Source organism: Parafannyhessea umbonata, from assembly GCF_900111255.1.
Taxonomy (GTDB): Bacteria; Actinomycetota; Coriobacteriia; order Coriobacteriales; family Atopobiaceae; genus Olsenella_J; species Olsenella_J umbonata_A.
On sequence record NZ_FOGP01000001.1, the window covers coordinates 163903 to 178169 of the forward strand.

At 63.3% G+C, this 14267-nt stretch carries 12 protein-coding genes; 10 read left to right on the top strand and 2 right to left on the bottom strand.

The features are described 5' to 3' along the window. The first annotated feature begins 34 nt into the window (after positions 1-34). Both BMY31_RS00770 and BMY31_RS00775 read left to right on the top strand, forming a co-directional pair. The gene (locus tag BMY31_RS00770) at positions 35-766 is read left to right on the top strand and encodes a DUF3793 family protein (RefSeq protein WP_159443953.1); all 732 of its coding nucleotides are present in this window, start codon (positions 35-37) and stop codon (positions 764-766) included. Positions 767-847: 81 nt separating this feature from the next. After that, on the top strand, positions 848-1252 hold the full coding sequence (locus BMY31_RS00775) for a flavodoxin domain-containing protein (protein WP_091007405.1): 405 nt from the start codon (positions 848-850) through the stop codon (positions 1250-1252). A 143-nt stretch (positions 1253-1395) separates the two neighbouring features. Here the strand turns inward: BMY31_RS00775 and gpmA are convergent, their stop codons facing one another. After that, positions 1396-2154 carry a 2,3-diphosphoglycerate-dependent phosphoglycerate mutase gene (gene gpmA / locus BMY31_RS00780; protein WP_091007408.1) on the bottom strand — a complete coding sequence of 253 codons (759 nt, stop codon included), beginning with the start codon at positions 2152-2154 and terminating at the stop codon, positions 1396-1398. Positions 2155-2569: 415 nt separating this feature from the next. On the opposite strand from gpmA, the gene BMY31_RS00785 reads away from it, so the two are divergent. The 8 genes from BMY31_RS00785 to BMY31_RS00820 all read left to right on the top strand — a co-directional run bounded on the left by BMY31_RS00785 (position 2570) and on the right by BMY31_RS00820 (position 13518). Then, a complete protein-coding gene (locus BMY31_RS00785) occupies positions 2570-2794 on the top strand; it encodes a FeoB-associated Cys-rich membrane protein (protein WP_091007413.1) in 225 nt (74 codons plus the stop codon). Positions 2795-3060: 266 nt separating this feature from the next. Further along, complete coding sequence (locus BMY31_RS00790; RefSeq protein ID WP_078686385.1) at positions 3061-4398, top strand: glutamine synthetase family protein; 1338 nt, start codon at positions 3061-3063, stop codon at positions 4396-4398. 374 nt (positions 4399-4772) lie between these two features. Continuing rightward, a complete protein-coding gene (locus tag BMY31_RS00795) occupies positions 4773-6989 on the top strand; it encodes an ABC transporter permease subunit (protein WP_091007416.1) in 2217 nt (738 codons plus the stop codon). A gap of 3 nt (positions 6990-6992) precedes the next feature. Beyond that, complete coding sequence (locus tag BMY31_RS00800) at positions 6993-7853, top strand: amino acid ABC transporter ATP-binding protein (RefSeq protein WP_078686387.1); 861 nt, start codon at positions 6993-6995, stop codon at positions 7851-7853. A 213-nt stretch (positions 7854-8066) separates the two neighbouring features. Further along, a complete protein-coding gene (locus BMY31_RS00805; protein WP_078686388.1) occupies positions 8067-8741 on the top strand; it encodes a winged helix-turn-helix domain-containing protein in 675 nt (224 codons plus the stop codon). A 393-nt stretch (positions 8742-9134) separates the two neighbouring features. Beyond that, positions 9135-10361 carry a S1C family serine protease gene (locus tag BMY31_RS00810; RefSeq protein WP_257612296.1) on the top strand — a complete coding sequence of 409 codons (1227 nt, stop codon included), beginning with the start codon at positions 9135-9137 and terminating at the stop codon, positions 10359-10361. Between the two features lie 182 nt (positions 10362-10543). Next, entirely contained in the window at positions 10544-10858 is a 315-nt protein-coding gene (locus BMY31_RS00815) for a metal-sensing transcriptional repressor (protein WP_307777414.1), read from the top strand. An 8-nt stretch (positions 10859-10866) separates the two neighbouring features. Further along, complete coding sequence (locus BMY31_RS00820; RefSeq protein WP_257612298.1) at positions 10867-13518, top strand: heavy metal translocating P-type ATPase; 2652 nt, start codon at positions 10867-10869, stop codon at positions 13516-13518. 19 nt (positions 13519-13537) lie between these two features. Here the strand turns inward: BMY31_RS00820 and BMY31_RS00825 are convergent, their stop codons facing one another. Then, a complete protein-coding gene (locus tag BMY31_RS00825; protein ID WP_078686391.1) occupies positions 13538-14263 on the bottom strand; it encodes a uracil-DNA glycosylase in 726 nt (241 codons plus the stop codon). Positions 14264-14267 lie beyond the last annotated feature (4 nt).

Below are 14267 nucleotides of genomic sequence, written 5' to 3' on the forward strand. Positions count from 1 at the left end.
CATACGTGGGAGCGGAGTCCGAAAGGGAGGATGCGTGAGCGGAAACGATGCCTTGGAGGTGCGTCGCACGTTCGGCGTGCTTGAGGGTTGCGACGAGGCCGAAAGCGAGCTCTGCCGCGAGTTTGCCGAAACCCTGGTCCGCCGCGCCTCGGCGGTCATCTGTGGGGCAAAGCCCGTCGCCCTCTACTCGTGGTGCGTCCGCGACGCGCGCGAGATGTGGCCGGAAAGCGTCCTCGAGGCAAAGCTCGGCGAGCTGTTCGAGGTCTATCGCGCTGCCCTCAGGGACCACGGCCTCGAGATCGAGCCCCTGCACTTCTCGCGCTCCCGCGTGATGACGATGGCGTATCGCCCGCGGCTGGTCGAAGACGTCCTCTCCGATCCGCGAAACCGCGCGTTTCTTGCGCGTTCGGGCTACTGCGTCGATGGTGCGGAGGGGCTCGTGCGCTCTATGAGGCTGCGCCTGCTTGCCTTCTATCAGACAAGGGAGAAGGACGCGTGCACGTGCTCGAAGGCGGCTGCCCACGGCTTTCCCGCGAGCTCGGAGCAGGGCTTTCCGCATGAGATGGGGCTTCTGTTCGGATATCCCCTGGAGGACGTGAGGGGGTTCATCAGCGGGGGCAAGGCCACCTGCAGGGGCGCCTGGATCTCGTACGGCGACGTCGCGAAGTCGCGCAGGCGATTCGAGGCGCTCTCCCGCATCGAGCGTGAGTGCAGGGGCAGGTACCGCGCGGGTGCGACGCTGGGCGCGCTTCTGGAGAGCGCGTAGTCGCGCCTCGGGCGTCGCATGGAGGTGCCGATGGTACCCTCGGTCCGGACCGGGGGATCAATAGTGAATGAGGAGGTAATTATGAGCAAGGTAGCGGTTGTGTACTGGTCTCAATCGGGCAACACGGAGGCGATGGCCAACGCCCTCGCGGAGGCGGCGGGCACCCAGGCGGTAGAGGTCTCGTCCTTCTCGGCGGACATGGTGGATGACTACGACGCCTTCGCGTTCGGCTGCCCTGCCATGGGCGCTGAGGAGCTCGATTCGGACTTCGAGGAGGTCTGGGACGCCTGCGTGGGTGCCTTTGGTGACAAGCCCGTCGCGCTGTTCGGCTCCTATGACTGGGGCACGGGCGAGTGGATGGAGACGTGGAAGGCCGCGGCCGAGGATGCGGGCGTCAACGTCGTCGGAGACATCATCGCCAACCTCGACCCCGACGACGAGGCCCTCGAGGCGCTCAGGGCAATGGGCGCCAAGCTCGCCGAGTAGGCCCTTCTCCCCGCGTCGGTCGCGCCATCGCCGGCCGGCGCCCTTCGTGCCGAGGCTTTGGTATCGCGACGCACTGTCGGCAAAGAGCCCCCGGGCGCACTGGTGCGCCCGGGGGGCTCTGGCTTGGTTGAGGCTGACCCTCCCTACTTGGCCTTGCCCTGATTGGCGACTGCGTCGATCTTTCTCTTGATGGTGTCGGGGTCTCCGATGTAGTGCTTGTCGAGGATGTTCCAGTCCTTGTCGAAGGTGTAGCTCAGGGGCACGCCCGTGGGGATGTTGACCTTCAAGATCTCGTCGGGGGAGAGGCCCTCGATCTTCATCACCAGCGCACGGAGGCTGTTGCCGTGCGCCGCGATCAGCACGCGACGGCCGCGCTCGAGCTGCGGGGCGATGGTGTGCTGGAAGTAGGGCCAGGCGCGGTCGATGGTGTCGGCCAGGCACTCGGCCAGGGGAAGGTTGTCGGGGTTGACGTCGCGGAACTGCTCCTGCACGTGCGGGTCGCGCTCGTCGCCGGGTTCGAGCGCGGGAGGCCTCACGTCAAAGGAGCGCCTCCAGATGAGCACCTGGTCCTCGCCGTGCTCTGCGGCAGCGTCCGCCTTGTTCAGCCCCTGGAGCGCGCCGTAGTGTCGCTCGTTCAGGCACCACGACTTGTGGACCGGAAGCCATGCGCGATCCATCTGGTCAAGAATGATGTCGAGCGTGTGGATGGCGCGCTTGAGCATCGAGGTGTAGCACACGTCGAAGTCGTACCCCTGCTCTTTGAGCGCCCTTCCGCCGGCGGTGGCCTCGGCGCGGCCCGTGTCCGTGAGGTCGACGTCGGTCCAGCCGGTGAAGAGGTTCTTCAGGTTCCACTCTGATTCGCCGTGTCGGACGATTACGAGCTTCATGGTCTTGTCTGCCATTGAATCTCCTTTCCATGGTGTCTCTCAATAGGGAATATAGTCATTTCAGAAGAAACAGTTAACCACGGTTTACAAAAAGTAAGAAAAGGATTACTTTAATAAGCGTCGAGCGCGAAGCGGGCGTTTTTGCATGGTTGACGATTCGCGGGCGCGTTCGAATGCGTTTACTCCTGCCCTCGCAGAGCGGACCCTCTCCCCGCTTACACGTGGGCCCTCGACCCCATCGGTGCCCCTTCCTCACCGATGGGGTCTTCTTCTGTTCCTACGAGGGGTGCTCGGCCCTTTGATGTGTTCTTGTGTTGGGGAGAAGCGCCTGTCTCCGTTGCGGGGAGGCGCTCTCGTTCCGGCAGGTTATAGTAAGCCATAGCTAACTACGTCCCCGTTAAGAGGGCGGGGCCCTTCGATAGGAGTTGTCATGAGTCCTGTGGACGTCGTCATCATTCTGGCGGTTGCCGCCATCGTCGCGCTGTGCGTCCGACGCTTGCTCAAGGGAGAGGCGGGAGGCTGTTCCGACTGTGCCTCCGGCGCGTCCTGCACGGCCAGAAAGACCGGAAGGGGCAGCTGCAAGGTTGCCGCTGACATGGTGACACGCGCCGACGCGGCGCTGTCGGGTCGCCCGGACTCGCACGACGGCAAGTAGCCGACGTTTCCGTGAGGTGTTCGCGCGCCCCAAGCTGCTGTACTAAAATCTATGCGTTTGTTCGAGCCCGGCCGAAACCACTCCTTGGATGTTGGTTTTTGCTGGATTTGCTTGGTCTTCTCGCTCGGCTGCCGTCCGCCTTTTACTTTGTGCTTTTGGGCTTTGGGTAACAGGCGCGAAACGTCCGTGTGAGATTGTCGTATAACGATACGTTGGCGCAGGTTCGGAGGTGTCCGCGCTTGCAAGGCGGTGGAGGTAGTTTGCACATGAGCGATAGGAACATCGATTTTGTTCTTAGGACGGTAGAGAAGCGCGGAATCCGCTTTATTCGTCTGTGGTTTACCGACGTTCTGGGTGAGCTCAAGTCCTTCTCTATTTCTTCCGAGGACCTCGAGGAGGCCTTCGAGGAGGGCATTGGATTCGACGGTTCTTCGGTCGAGGGATTCGTTCCCCAGGAAGAGTCGGACATGCTGGCCTTCCCCGACCCCACCACGTTCCAGATTCTCCCGTGGCGTCCCGCCGAGAAGGGCGTTGCCCGCATCTTCTGCGACATAAAGACCCCCTCGCGCGAGCCGTTTGAGGGTGATCCCCGTTCCTGCCTCGAGCGCGTCTTCCGCATGGCCGAGGGCAAGGGCTACGTCATGAACGTCGGCCCCAAGATGGAGTACTTCTACTTTGGCGACAACATCAACCCCGTCCCGCTGGACAGGGCCGGCTACTTCGACCTCACCTCGAGCGACGCGGCCACAGACCTTCGTCGCGAGACCACGCTCATGCTCGAGAAGATGTCCATTCCCGTCGAGTACTCCTACCACTCCAACGCGCCCTCTCAGAACGCAATCGAGCTGCGCTTCACCGAGGCGAAGAGCTGCGCCGACAACATCATGACGGCGCGCCTTGTCATTCGCCAGAAGGCATTCGAGAACGGCATGTTCGCTTCGTTCATGCCCAAGCCGCTGACCGACGTCTCGGGCTCTGGCATGTTCCTGTACCAGTCGCTGTTCGACCGCGAAGGCACGAACCTCTTCTGGGCCCCGAAGACCCAGCACCCCGCTCACCTCTCTGAGCTCGCGCAGCACTATGTCGCCGGCATCCTCAAGTACGCTCCTGAGACCATGCTCGTTACCAACCCTACGGTCAACTCCTACAAGCGCCTGGTCGACAACGGCGAGGTCCCCATCTACACCACCTGGGGCCGCAAGAACCGCTCTGCGCTCGTCCGCATCCCCACGCACAAGCCGGGCAAGCACCAGTCCACACGCATCGAGCTCCGCAACCCGGACCCGACTGCCAACCCCTACCTCACGCTTGCGCTCTCCCTTGCCGCCGGCGTCCGCGGCATCGAGGAGGGGCTCGTCCTTCCGCCCGAGGTCGAGCAGGATCCCAACATGCTCTCCGCGGCCGAGCGCGAGAAGCTCGGCATGATGCGCCTTCCCCGCACGCTGGGCGAGTCCATCGAGGCCTTCGAGGCGAGCGACTTCGCGCGCGAGGTCCTCGGTGACCACATCTGTGACTACCTCATCGCCGAGAAGCGCAGGGAGTGGGACGAGTACTGCTCCGTCGTCACCGATTGGGAGTGCCGCAAGTACTACGTAGGCATGTAGTTCCACTGCTTCGAAAGCGTCATTACATACACAAAGTCTGCTGCCCGCCTTGGAGCGTTCCAAGGCGGGCAGTTTTTTCACAAAACGAATTTCTGCATGTAAGAAAGGTACGGCATAACTTTTTTGAGTGTTAGCATGCGCGTTCGAAGGCTGTTACACGCGTGTTGCTCATTGCATATATCCCCATATGACACTGGAATAGATTCACTCACATCTTACGGATGATTAGTATCAAATAGGTTACGAAAATAATCCAATATGAGGATGATGAATCGCTTATGCACGAAATATTACTAAAGTGGGGTACCGTTATTAATAGTAAAGTACACAGATGTTTTCGTTGCTCGAACGCACGACCGCTGAGGAGTGAGTTTATGAACGCAAAGTCGATTGGACGGGCCGCGAGGGCCGCGTTTGCGGTGAGCCTCGCACTCGTCATGACCCTGGTTGTCGCGGGGTGCGCCCAGCCGGGCGGCGACACCAGTGGGACGCCTTCGTCTGACGAGAGCTACAGCACCGTCACGCCGGGCAAGTTGACCGTGGTGTCCGACCTGGCCAACCCGCCGTTCGACTACATGGACGGCGACATGCCCACTGGCTTCGAGGTCGACCTTATGAATGCCCTTGCGAGCAAGATGGGCCTCGAGGTCGAGTATCTCTCGCCGCTCAAGTTCGACTCCATCGTCCCCACGATCCAGCAGGGTGGAAAGGCCGACGTCGGTGCCTCTAACTTCACCATTACCGAGGAGCGCCTACAGTCCATCGACTTCACGGACGCCTACATCGACTCCAACCAGGGACTCGTGACCTCTGCCGACATCTCGCAAGCGGTCTCGTCTGACGTGTCCTCGCTCAACACCCCCTCAACCCAGGTTGCGGTCCAGGCGGGCACGACGGGGGAGTCCTGGGTCAAGGAGAACCTTCCGAGCGCCACGGTGGTCTCCCTGGACGACCCCATTCAGGCGCTCACGGGCGTGCAGACCGGTCTTTACAAGGCAGCGGTTGCCGATCTTCCCGTCATGCAGTACGAGGTGAAGAGCGCCTACACCGGCCTCTCCGTCGCCATGGAGATTCCCACGGGCGAGCAGTACGGCCTTGTCGTGAGCAAGGACAACCCCGGACTGACCAAGGCGCTCAACAAGGCCCTTCAGGAGTGTCGCGAGGACGGTACGCTCTCCCAGCTCGAGACCAAGTGGTTCGGCGAGGACTACGAGTCTGAGGGCTCCGGTGCCGCCGCTACCGCGACCCAGGCTACGACGGCCTCCGGCAACGCCGGCAGCATCGACGTCAACAAGGCGACTGCGCGTCCTAACGAGTCCGGTGGAGACGGCGTCATCGGTGGCATGAACACCAGGCTCACCTGGGAGGGAACTGTCAACGTAGACGACGGCGTCTCCTCCGTCACGCTCTCGCTGCCCGAGGGCTCCACCTTTGACGGCTCCACCACCCGCGTGACTGTCCTCGACGGCCTGAACCGTATAAACGTTGACAGCGAGACGTCTACTGACGGCTCGAGCGTCACCATCAAGTTCAAGACCCCCGTGCCCTCCGGCTCGCTGCTGCGCCTCGAGATCACCGACATGCAGTTCCCCGCAGAGGGCGGCGACTTCGTCGTGTCGGGTAGCTACGTCACGGGTGCCGGCACACAGGGCGCCCTCGACGACTCTCCCTCGATCTCGATCATCGCGAACACCCCCGTTCAGGCAATCGTCAACTACCTCGATGGCCAGACCTGGGTCGAGGCGTGGAACTCCGTTCCGTTCCTCAACATGTTCTTCAAGCCCCAGCTCCTGGTGACCTCGTTCGTGTCGCTGTTCAACGGCTGGCTGCTCTGCCTGCTGCTGGTCGTCATTGCCTACCCGTTCGCCATCGCGCTCGGTCTTCTGTTCGCGATCATGAAGATCTCCAACTTCAGGATCGCCCGCGTCATCGCCGCCATCTACATCAACGTCCTGCGCGGAACGCCTCTGTTCCTGCAGATCTACATCATGTTCTTCGGTCTGCCGATGATGGGCATCAACATCGACAACAACGTCCTGGGCGTCATTGTCATCGCGATCAACTCGTCCGCCTACCAGGCCGAGATCTTCCGTGCGGGCATCCAGTCCATCCCGAACGGGCAGTACGAGGCCGCGGCGTCTCTGGGCATGAACCGTGCGCAGACCATGTTCACGGTCATCCTTCCCCAGATGGTCCGTCGCGTCATCCCGACCGTCACAAGCGACTTCATCACCTCGTACAAGGACACCTCGCTGCTGTCCTCCGTCGGCGTCATGGAGCTCATGATGTTCTCCAAGAACCTCACGACGGTTTCTGGCAACATCACCCCGTACATGGCGGCGGCCATCTACTACCTCATCGTGACCATCCCCCTGATCAAGGCCGTCGGTGTCGTCGAGGGTCGCATGGCTGCGGCCGAGAACGGCGGTGGCCCGCGTCCCAAGGCCGGTGCGAAGTCTGCGGGCGCAAGCTCCAAGGCCCAGACTCCCGAGCCCGCGTCCATGGGCTATCACGCGGAGGAGAAGGACACGGCAAGCGTGCTAGGTGCCCTCTCGGCTCCGTTCCGCGCCCATTCCAGCAAGGAGGCATAAGCCATGCGTTCCAAGAAGAATCACGCCCCGGCGTTTGACGTCCCGCCTGCCATGGATGCCGCCGAGGCCGCAAAGATCGCCTACGACCAGGACGTCAGTCGCTCGAAGCACCACTTCGTGCCGGGCGAGCACCCCGTCGTGCGCATCGAGCACCTCAACAAGACCTTTACCGACACCCCCGTCCTCAGGGACGTCAACCTGAACGTGTGGAACGGCGAGATCGTCGTCGTCCTGGGTCCCTCGGGCTCGGGAAAGTCCACGATGCTGCGCTGCATCAACCTGCTCGAGACGCCCACGGCCGGCCACATCCTCATCGACGACGAGGAGATCACCGGCGCGAGCAAGACCAACGTCAACGAGCTGCGCAAGAACCTGGGCATGGTGTTCCAGGGCTTCAACCTTTTCCCACACATGACTGCGCTCGAGAACGTCATGGTCGGCCAGGTGAAGGTGCTCAAGAAGTCCAAGGAGGAGGCTCGCGTCGAGGCCATGAAGCAGCTTGAGGCCGTCGGCATGGCCGACCGAGCGGACTTCAAGCCGCCCCAGCTCTCCGGTGGACAGCAGCAGCGCGTCGCCATCGCGCGTGCCGTCGCGATGCACCCCAAGGTCCTGCTCTTCGACGAGCCGACCTCCGCGCTCGACCCCGAGCTCGTGCGCGATGTCCTTGCCGTCATGCGTGATCTTGCCCTCAACGGCGACATGACGATGATCGTCGTCACGCACGAGATGGGCTTTGCGCGCGACGTCGCCGACCGCGTCGTGTTCATGGAAGGCGGCGTCGTTGTTGAACAGGGCCTGCCCGACGAGGTCTTCGACCACCCGCAGCAGGAGAGAACAAAGGAGTTCTTGGGTAGCATTCGTTAACAGATATGTCCACTCTTGCCTTTGAACCTGAATTGTTGCAATAAAGCGCTAATCTAAATTCAAAAAAGACGGCAAAACATTAACGCCTGATTTGCGACCGTGCAAAACGTTTCGGGCATGTTACAGAAATCGTTATGCTAGTCTTACCGAGAAGCGTTCTAGGGCGTTTCTCGATTTCTCATAGAGTGGCAATTCGACTCAGGGGGTCATCGGATGCATCACAAGAACATCCTGCTTCTGGCACGGACGTCTCGCTTTATTGAGCGCATGCGCGAACTCAAGCATGCCCTCGACGTGTCGATTCTACCGACCACTCCCGAGACGTTCTCTCAGGCGATTGACTCCGGCCACGAGTTCGACCTTGTGATCATCGATTCCGGCGGCCTGGACCAGGAGGCGCTGAACGCCGTCGACGCCTACGTGAGCGAGAACGGCTTCATCCCTACCCTCGTCATCCAGGACGAGAGCAAGCTCAACAACCTTCACCTTCCGGCGCAGGGGAGGAGCGACTTCATCCTCTCGACGGCAGGCGAGCTCGAGTTCGAGGTTCGCTGCGCGCTGCTGCTGTGGCCGGGCGAGGAGAGCGCCCCCTCCGACATCGTTTCCGTCGACAACATGACGATTAACCTTGCGACCTATCAGGTCTACATCGATGACGTTCCCGTCGACCTTACGCTTATGGAGTACTCGCTCCTCTCGTTCCTTGCGACGCACCCCTCGCGCGCGTACTCGCGCGAGACCCTGCTCCATCGCGTGTGGGGCTTCGAGTACTGTGGCGGCACGCGTACCGTCGACGTCCACATCCGTCGAGTCCGCTCGAAGGTGGGCCCACAGGTCGCCTCTCACATCGTGACAGTCCGCGGCGTCGGCTACCTGTTCAAGCTCTAGGCGCAGGCTCTTCTCGGCGGCATTCCCGTCGGTAAGGAATAGTCTTTTTCAGGAAACTAAAAGCCTTGTTCTACTAGCGTGTTTGGCGCTCAGGAGGGCAAGGTTTTTTATATGTGTGGGTACAGTGAATGCAGAAAGAACTGTTGGATCGGGCGACGCCCGAAGTCGGAAGGATAGCTCATGAGCATTAGCGATAACGGTCGTCCTCCGGTACCCGGACAGGGGTCAGGTCAAGTTCCCCCGCAGCCGGTGCCTCCAGCGCAGGGGGCGTCGCAGTGGCAGGCGCAGCCGACCCAGCAGCCGAGTCCTTCCCAGCCACCCGCGCAGCCGAGAATGGTGCCGAGTGCTCCGGGCGCAGCGGGTGCCCCAAAGAAGGGCTCCCGCAGGCTCCGCATGGTTCTCTTGGGCCTGGGCGGTGGCATCGTGGGGGCGCTTGCCGTCGTGTTCGCTCTCATGGGCCTCGGCATCATCGGCGGCACGCAGGTCATCGAGACGACCAACAGCTCGGCCGGTCAGACCATCAACATCACTGCAAGCGGTGAGGACGCGACCGTCGCCCAGGCAGCTGCCGCCAAGGCGCTTCCCTCGGTCGTTGTCGTGAACGTGTCGTCCTCGTCCGCCACGGGGCTTGGCTCGGGCGTCATCTACGACACCGACGGCAACATCATCACGAACAACCATGTAATTGATGGCGCGACGAGCGTCTCGGTCACCTATGACGGAAAGAGCTACGACGCGAGCGTCGTGGGCACGGACGCCTCGAGCGACCTGGCCGTCATCCACGTCGACTGGGGCGACACGCAGGTGACGCCGATGGAGATCGCCGATTCCGACAAGCTGGTTGTGGGCGACTGGGTCATGACGGTTGGTAGCCCATTCGGGCTTGACCAGTCCGTCTCGGCGGGCATCGTCAGCTCGCTTGCCCGCAACCAGATGATGAAGTCCGCCTCGGGCAACACGCTCTACACCAACCTCATCCAGACCGATGCGGCCATCAACCCCGGCAACTCTGGTGGCGCCCTGGTCAACAGCGAGGGCAAGCTGGTCGGCATCTGCACGCTCTTCTCGTCTGACACCGAGTCCTTTGCAGGCATCGGCTTCGCCATCCCCAGCAATTACGCGAAGGACGTCGCCGACAAGATCATTGCGGGCGAGACCGTTACCCACGCCTACATCGGCCTCTCGATGTCGACCGTGACCGCCCAGAACGCCAAGGCGAACGATCTTTCGGTGACCTCCGGCGCATACGTCGCCAAGGTGACCGACGGCGGACCTGCCGCGGCCGCCGGCATCCAAGTTGGTGACGTCATCACTAAGGTGAACGGCGAGGACATCCAGTCTGCCGACGGCATGATTCTGAACGTGCGCTCGCACAAGATCGGCGAGACCGTGACCGTGACCCTCATGCGCGGAGACGAGGAGAAGACCGTCACCGTCACGCTTGGTTCCGATGAGAACCTGCAGAAGGAACAGTCGGATTCGAACTCCCAGCAGAGGCAGAAGAGGGACTCCGACGGCTCTTCTGACGACGACGTGATGCGTGAGATCTACGACTACCTGAACAACAACCGCGGCGGCTCCTACGAGTCCGATGGGGCGAGCGTGGACAACGCCGCATAGGCGCCTGGCGACGGCGACTCGCGCCTGGCGCGGAGCGGGCCGGCCCTCGATAGGGGGCCGGCCCCTTTGTGTTTGACGGATACCCTATGGGGGTATATTATTGCCATTGATGACATGCCATTGGGGGTATATGCCACCTCGGTGGCATCTCCGTGGGAAGGTTTGGGAAAGAGGGGTCTGACGTGGAGACTGACGCGAAGGAAGAGGCGTGCCGCTGCCACCAGAAGCACATGCCACGCGACGAGAAGCTCAAGCGTGACCTGGGCAGCCGCATCAACCGTGCGGTGGGGCAGCTCAACGGCATCAGGCAGATGATCGAGGACGACCGCTATTGCGGCGACGTCCTCACGCAGCTCGCGGCGGTCCAGTCGGCCGTGAAGGCAATCAGCCGCGAGGTCATGAAGGACCACCTTGAGACCTGCGTGGTGGAGCGCGTCCAGGCGGGTGACGTCGAGGCGGTAGACGAGGTCATGGCACTCTTCAAGAAGTTCATGTAGGGGGAAGCGTGACACGGCAAAACACACGAGAGGCGTTCGACGTCACGGGCATGACCTGCGCCGCCTGCTCGGCGAGGGTCGAGCGCGCCGCGGGCGGCGTCGAGGGCGTCGAGTCGGCAAGCGTCAATCTTCTGAAGAACACGATGGAGCTGGAGTACGACGGCGACCCGGCGACCATCGCGCGCGTCGTCTCGGCCGTCGAGCGGGCCGGCTACGCTGCGACGCCCAGGGCTGCACGGCCAGCGGGCGCCGCGGGCCCCGCCGAGGGGGCAGGGTCCTTCTTGGCCGCGCGACCCGACGACCCTAGGGTTAACGCGGACAAGGCGATCCAGGCAAAGCGCATCCAGTTGCGCTGGTCGCTCGTGTTCGGCATCCCCCTGTTCTACTTCGCCATGGGTCCCATGCTCGGCTGGCCGGTGCCTGCTGTACTGTCTGGCCACAAGGGCATGATGGCCTTCGCCATAACGCAGCTGCTCCTGGCGACGGCCGTGCTGTTCGTGAACAGGAGCTACTTCACGACGGGCTTCAGGACGCTCGCGCACTTCTCGCCAAACATGGACTCGCTCATCGCGATCGGCTCGGCGTCAAGCTACGCCTACAGCCTCACTGGGGTGTACCGGATGGCCTTGGCGCTGGGTTCGCTCGACCTCGACGCTGCGCACCAGGCCATGATGCACGGGCTGTACTTCGACTCCGCGGGGACCATCCTCGTGCTCATCACGCTGGGAAAGTTCTTCGAGGCACGCGCCAAGGGGAAGACGACGAGCGCCATCGGCGCGCTGATGGACCTTGCGCCCCGAGAGGCCACGGTCCTGCGCGACGGCATCGAGTCCAGGGTTCCCACCGCTCGGCTGCGCGTGGGCGACGTGGTGGTCGTTCGAGCTGGCGAGTCCGTCCCAGCCGACGGCGTCGTGCTCGAGGGGACGGCCTCCGTCGACGAGTCGGCGCTCACAGGCGAGCCGCTTCCTGTGGAGAAGTGCGCGGACTCCCTGGTGACGGGGGCCACCGTCAGCATGACGGGCTGGTTCACGATGAGGGTCACCGCGGTGGGCGAGGACACCGCACTGGCGGGCATCATCCGCCTGGTTGACGAGGCCACGAGCACCAAGGCGCCCATCGAGCGCGTCGCCGACCGCATTGCAGGCGTGTTCGTTCCCGCGGTGCTCGTCGTGGCGGCCGTGACGCTGCTGGCGTGGCTCGCTCTGGCCCCGGGTGACTTCTCGGCCGCATTCAACCATGCGGTGAGCGTACTGGTCATCAGCTGCCCCTGCGCGCTCGGCCTGGCGACGCCCACCGCCGTCATGGTGGGAACGGAGCGCGCCGCGGCAAACGGCATCATGGTGAAGAGCGCGGAGGCCCTCGAGGGGGCGTGCGCCCTGGACGTGGTCGTGCTGGACAAGACGGGCACGATCACCGAGGGGGCTCCCTCGGTGACGGACGTCGCGCTGGCCGATGGCGTAGGGGAAGACGAGATGGTGGGCCTCGCCGCCGCCCTCGAGCGGAAGAGCGAGCACCCGCTGGCAACGGCCGTCGTGTCGTACGCAAGGGGCAGAAACATCGCGTTCGAGGCCGACGTCTTGGAGTTCAGGCAGGTCGTCGGGGGCGGCCTGCGCGGTAGCGTCGCTGGCTACGACGTGCTCGTAGGAAACGAGCGCCTGATGGGCGAGGCTGACGTGGACGTGAGCGCACAGGCCGGTGCGGCAGCGGCCATGGCCCAAAGGGCGGCGACCCCGCTCTTCGTGGCGGCGGATGGGGCGTGCCTGGGAGTCTTGGGCGTCGCAGACGAGGTAAAGGCCGGCTCGGCCTCTGCCGTCGCCCAGCTCAGGAGCCTGGGACTGCATACCGTCATGCTGACGGGGGACCAGCCCAAGAGCGCCGCCGCCATCGCTTCCGAGGTCGGCGTCGACGAGGTCGTGGCCGGCGTGCTCCCCGACCAAAAGGAGAATAAGGTCAGGCAACTACAGGACGAGGGACTCCATGTCGCCATGGTCGGCGACGGCATCAACGACGCCCCCGCCCTCGCGCGCGCCGACATCGGCATCGCCATCGGCGCCGGGACGGACGTTGCCATCGGCTCGGCCGACATCGTGCTCATGCGCTCGGACCCCATGGATGTGGTCACGTCCGTAGAGCTGAGTCGCGCAACCATGCGCAACATCAAGCAGAACCTGTTCTGGGCGCTGTTCTACAACGCCATCTGCATCCCCGTCGCGATGGGCGTCCTCACGCCCCTGGGTGTCACGCTCAATCCCATGGTGGGGGCGGCGGCCATGGGATTCAGTTCGGTGTTCGTCGTGAGCAACGCGCTGCGCCTGTTCCGCTGGAGGCCCTCGGGCACGGGCTTGGCCGAACCGTCCGCCAAAGTGTCGCGCTCGGTCGCCGCGAGCGTGAAAGAATCAGACGAGCGTGTCCCCACAGGCGAGGGACACGGTGAGGAGGAACAACCAATGAAGAGCAAGACCATGGCCGTCGAGGGCATGATGTGCCAGAACTGCGTTCGCCACGTGCGCGAGGCGCTCGAGGGCGTCACGGGCGTCAAGAACGTGGACATCGATCTCGAGGCCGGCACGGCCACGTTCGAGGCGGGCCTTCTGGTGAAGGATGCCGACCTCACGAAGGCGGTCGAGGATGCGGGCTATAGGGTGATCTCGCTCGCGTAGCGTTGCGGCGAACAGAGACCTATCCTGCGAGCACGTCCCAGTCGACGGGGCGTGCTCCGTTGTTCTGGAGCACCTCGTTGGCGCGTGAGAAGGGCCTGCTGCCCAGGAACGATCGAAGGTCCTTGGTGCTGCGGCTGGCCGAAAGCGGCGAGGGGTGCGTCGAGGCGATGACGTGCACGTTGGGCAGGGTCGAGGCCGGGACGTGCTCCGTGTAGCTGAGAGCCTGCTTGCCCCAACACAGCACCACCAGCTGGTTGCCCAGCGTCATGACGCTCTGCAGTATCTGGCTGGTCACGTCGAGCCATCCGAGCTTCGCGTGGCCGTTCGCCTGCCCGCGCGGCACCGTCAGCACGGTGTTGAGCAGAAGCACGCCCTGCCTGGCCCAGGGGGTCAGGTCGCCGGTCGTGGCGTCTGCACCCAGGTCGCTCTTGAGCTCCTTGAAGATGTTGCGCAGCGAGGGTGGGTACTTGGTGCCCTCGCGCACGCTGAACGACATGCCCATGGCCTGGCCCGGCTCGTGGTAGGGGTCCTGCCCCAGCACGATCACGCGCACGTCGGAGGGGGCACATGCCTTGAGTGCGCTGAAGATGTCCTCGCGCGCGGGATAGAATGACTCGTCAACGGCGAGCGCGTCGCTTGCGCCGATGCGCTCGATGAGGTCCAGGGTCTCTTGGGGAAGAAGATCGACCCATTCGGCTAGATGGCCGTCGGCGGACGTGTTCGTCAGTTTGAGCAGAGGCTCCATGGCG

Excerpts from the sequence above, each read along its gene's own strand:
- BMY31_RS00775 (WP_091007405.1), top strand. The coding sequence starts at position 848 with ATGAGCAAGGTAGCGGTTGTGTACTGGTCTCAATCGGGCAACACGGAG.
- gpmA (WP_091007408.1), bottom strand. The coding sequence starts at position 2,154 with ATGGCAGACAAGACCATGAAGCTCGTAATCGTCCGACACGGCGAATCA.
- BMY31_RS00785 (WP_091007413.1), top strand. The coding sequence starts at position 2,570 with ATGAGTCCTGTGGACGTCGTCATCATTCTGGCGGTTGCCGCCATCGTC.
- BMY31_RS00790 (WP_078686385.1), top strand. The coding sequence starts at position 3,061 with ATGAGCGATAGGAACATCGATTTTGTTCTTAGGACGGTAGAGAAGCGC.
- BMY31_RS00795 (WP_091007416.1), top strand. The coding sequence starts at position 4,773 with ATGAACGCAAAGTCGATTGGACGGGCCGCGAGGGCCGCGTTTGCGGTG.
- BMY31_RS00800 (WP_078686387.1), top strand. The coding sequence starts at position 6,993 with ATGCGTTCCAAGAAGAATCACGCCCCGGCGTTTGACGTCCCGCCTGCC.
- BMY31_RS00805 (WP_078686388.1), top strand. The coding sequence starts at position 8,067 with ATGCATCACAAGAACATCCTGCTTCTGGCACGGACGTCTCGCTTTATT.
- BMY31_RS00810 (WP_257612296.1), top strand. The coding sequence starts at position 9,135 with ATGGTTCTCTTGGGCCTGGGCGGTGGCATCGTGGGGGCGCTTGCCGTC.
- BMY31_RS00825 (WP_078686391.1), bottom strand. The coding sequence starts at position 14,263 with ATGGAGCCTCTGCTCAAACTGACGAACACGTCCGCCGACGGCCATCTA.